This is a genomic window from Planomonospora algeriensis, from assembly GCF_977012225.1.
This window is the reverse complement of sequence record NZ_CDRNDK010000565.1, coordinates 1-3,577: the sequence shown is the minus strand read 5'-3', so window position 1 is coordinate 3,577 and position 3,577 is coordinate 1. Positions and strand designations below refer to the sequence as shown.

Annotated in this window: 2 protein-coding genes; both read right to left on the bottom strand. The window is 71.0% G+C overall.

Translation table 11 applies throughout. The features are described 5' to 3' along the window. Positions 1-148: 148 nt before the first annotated feature. Positions 149-2,389, bottom strand: coding sequence for a SpoIIE family protein phosphatase (locus ACWJ6R_RS32480; RefSeq protein ID WP_449065881.1), 2,241 nt, complete (start codon positions 2,387-2,389; stop codon positions 149-151). A gap of 120 nt (positions 2,390-2,509) precedes the next feature. Continuing rightward, entirely contained in the window at positions 2,510-3,211 is a 702-nt protein-coding gene (locus tag ACWJ6R_RS32475) for a metal-dependent transcriptional regulator (protein ID WP_449065880.1), read from the bottom strand. Positions 3,212-3,577: the final 366 nt, after the last annotated feature.

Sequence of the window (3,577 nt, the reverse complement as noted above, 5' to 3'; positions counted from 1 at the left end):
CTCAGGGCAGGGCTTGCCCTTCGTGAGGCTGCGCAAGCGGCTTAGCGAGAAGCCGCTCCCTTCAGGGAGCGGAGGAGTCACACAGACCACTCAAGCACCGATCGGGGATCGGGCCTAGCCCCGGGAGCGCACCGGGGCCGGCGGCACGCTAACGCGACCGGGTGGGGATCTCGAACCAGACGGCCTTGCCCTCCTGCGTGGGGCGGGATCCCCAGCGCCTGGCGAGCTGGTCGACGAGGTAGAGGCCGCGGCCGCCCTCGTCGTTCTCCCCGGCGCTGCGGATGCGGGGAAGCCGCAGGTCCTGGTCGAAGACCTCGACCCAGACGGACTCCCTGCCCCGGCGGATCCGGAGCGTGAACTCCTTCTCCGCGACGGACTCGCCCTCGTTCTCGTCCTCGAAGCCGGGCAGGTCCCAGGACTCGTCGAAGTCGAGCGGGCCGCCGTCCATCACCAGGTCCCGGCGGGGGACGCTGGAGTTGGCCGCGTGCAGCACGACGTTGGTGACCACCTCGGAGACGAGCAGGCAGGCGAGCTCGGCCCGCTCCTCCGGGACGTTCCATCCGGCGAAGGCCTCCGACGCCATCCGGCGGGCCTCGCTGACCATGATCGGCTGGGCGGCGAAGGTGCGTTCCTCGACCTCCAGGTCGACGGCGGAGGACCTGACCACCAGGATGGCCATGTCGTCGTCGATCTCACCGGGCACCGCGACCGTCGCGGCGTCGGCGATGTGCTCCACCGAGTCGCGGGAGAACTCGACGAGCTTGTCGCAGAGCAGCGCGAGGTTCTCCTCGTCGCTGAGCGGGTGGCTGCCGGAGTCGCGCAGCGGGCGGCGGTCCACCAGGCCGTCGGTGTAGAGCAGCAGCGAGGCCCCCGGCGGCAGCGTCCGCGTCTCCTCCTTGTAGACCAGGTCGGCGTGCACGCCCTTGGCGCGGACGCCGAGCGGCTGGCCGACCTCCTTGATGTCGAGCTCGACGCAGGTGCCGTCGACGAGCAGCAGCGGCGGGGCGTGTCCGGCGTTGGCGAAGGACAGCTCGCGCGACCAGGCGTCGTAGACGAGGTACTGGCAGGTGACGATGGGCGGGACGCTGATGTCCTCGCCGCTGTCGTCCTGCTCGGGGGTGGCGATGATGCGGGTCCACTCGTCCAGGCGGGCGAGGATCTCCGCGGGCGGCTTGTCGTCCTGGGCGAAGGCGCGCAGCGCGGCCCGGAGCTGCCCCATGACGGCGGCGGCCTTGGCGCCCCGGCCCTCCACGTCGCCGATGACGATGCCGACCCGGCCCGCCGAGAGCGGGATCACGTCGTACCAGTCGCCGCCGACCTGGGTCTGGATGCCCTGACCGTGCGAGGCGAGCGGCGCGGCGGGGTAGTAGCGGACCGCGATCTCCAGCCCGTCGAGCTGGGGCAGCGCGCGGGGCAGCAGGTGCTTCTGGAAGGACTCGGCGGTGTGCCGCTCCTCCTCGAACAGCAGCGCGTTGTCCACGGCCAGCGCGACCCTGGTGGCGATGGCCCCGACGAAGTCGCGGTCGAAGGCGTCGTAGTGCGGGCTGCGCCGGTCGGTCAGGTTGGACAGACCGAGGTACATCAGGCCGAGCGTCTCGCCGCGCACGCACAGCGGGGCGACGATGGCCGATGTCAGGCCGACCTCCGCGGCCAGCCGGGTGCTGCCCTCGCTCGGGCTCGGGTAGCTGGTGCGGGCGAAGTCCTCCACCAGGATGGTCTCCTGGCGGCGCAGCGCGGTGTCGGCGTAGTGGCCCGCGGGGTAGCGGATCTCCGCGCCGAGCGGCGCCCAGGTGTTCGGGGGCGGGCTCCAGCCCTGGACGTGGGTGGAGACCCTCCGGGTCAGCCGCTCGCCCTCCATCAGCTCGATGAAGCAGTGGTCGGCGAACTGCGGGACGAGCATCTCGGCGACGCGCTTGAGCGTCTCCTCGACGTAGAGGGAGCCGGCGAGTCGCTCGCCGATCCGCTCCAGCAGGCCGAAGCGGTCCTTCTCCCGCTCGTTGCTCCGCATGGCCTCGCGGGCGGTGATGACGATGCCCGTCACCGCCCCGGAGGAGTGGCGCAGCGGCACGGCCTGCGCGCGGACGTAGATCATCGTCCCGTCCCCGCGCTTGACCTCGAAGGTGCCTTCCCAGACACCGCCCTTGAGCACCTGCTTGGCGGCCTCGACCGCGAGCGGGTGGTCGGCGTCCGTGAGGCTGGGCGTGAGCCCCCGCGGCTCCGGGGAGCCCGGCGGGCCGGAGTGGCCGAAGAGCTTCTCGGCGAACGGATTCCAGTAGAGGAGATTGCTGAAGCGGTCGGTGACCACCACCGCCATCTCCGCCTGGTCGAGGACGGCTCCCGCCGAAAGGTGGTCGGCGGCGTCCTGCGGAAGATCCCCCCACCGCTTCATCCGGTGACCACCCCTCGGTAACGGGTGTGCGCAAAGCGAACCACGGTTGCTCCTGCTGCAGTCTCGGCCGGGGAATGGAGGGATTTCCCCGTGGGATTCAACCGAGTGAGTGCACGCCGGTCAGCGCGCGGAGACGAAGACGTGGGCAGCGACCTCCCGCGGAAGGTCCGCAAGAGAGTTGCCCGTCGCATCGTCACCTATCACCCGCACACCGTCGTCGCTCGCCGCGAGCGTCACCTCGCGTCCGGGTTGTATCCCAACTTGCTTGAGTTTAAGCATCACAGCGGGATCGCTTTGCACTTGTTCGCTAATTCGACGGACGACAACGGGGACGTCTCTGGGACCGGCCGCCTCCGCCATCGACGGCAGCGACTCCCATTCGGCTCCTGCCGCGGTGACGCCGAGCTCCTCCAGGCCGGGGATCGGGTTGCCGTGCGGGTCCCGGACGGGGTTGTTCAGCAGCGTCACCAGGCGCGCCTCGACGGACTCCGACATCACGTGCTCCCAGCGGCACGCCTCGATGTGCACCTCCTCCCAGGGCAGGCCGATCACCTGGGTCAGCAGGCACTCCGCGAGGCGGTGCTTGCGCATGACGCGGGTCGCGAGGGTGCGGCCGAGGTCGGTCATGGTCAGGTGCCGGTCGCCCTCGACGCGGACCAGGCCGTCCCGCTCCATCCGCGCGACCGTCTGGCTGACGGTCGGGCCGCTCTGCTGGAGCCGCTCGGCGATGCGGGCCCGGAGGGGGACGATCCCCTCCTCCTCCAGTTCGAAGATCGTGCGGAGATACATCTCCGTGGTGTCGATCAAGCCGTGTGCGGTCAAGACCCCTCCCTTCCTGTATCGGTGCCGTGTCCGCTCCGCGGCGTCCCGCGGGTCGCTCCGGACAGGGCCGGATTCGCAAAAAGGTCTTGGACTACGACCCTATTGGGAGAACCGCCCGCGATGGCCCCGAGATGGCAAAGGTGGGCAACACCGCGCGGTTCCGAATGCTTCCCGGCCGGCCCGGGCACCCGGACGGCGCGGTCCGGGTCGCTCCGCCCTGGGTGGCGGGACCCGTCACGCCCCGGTCCCGCCGGTCCCGCCGGATCCGCCGCCGCGCGTCCCGGCGCCGCCCGCCCGGTAGTTCCGGAACGCTCGTCCAGGAAGTCGATGCCCCGCACGATCTCCAGGCCCCGCATCGGGTGGAGC

What these genes read in the sequence shown, in the direction of transcription:
- ACWJ6R_RS32480 (WP_449065881.1), bottom strand. Translation starts at nt 2,389, where the DNA reads ATGAAGCGGTGGGGGGATCTTCCGCAGGACGCCGCCGACCACCTTTCG.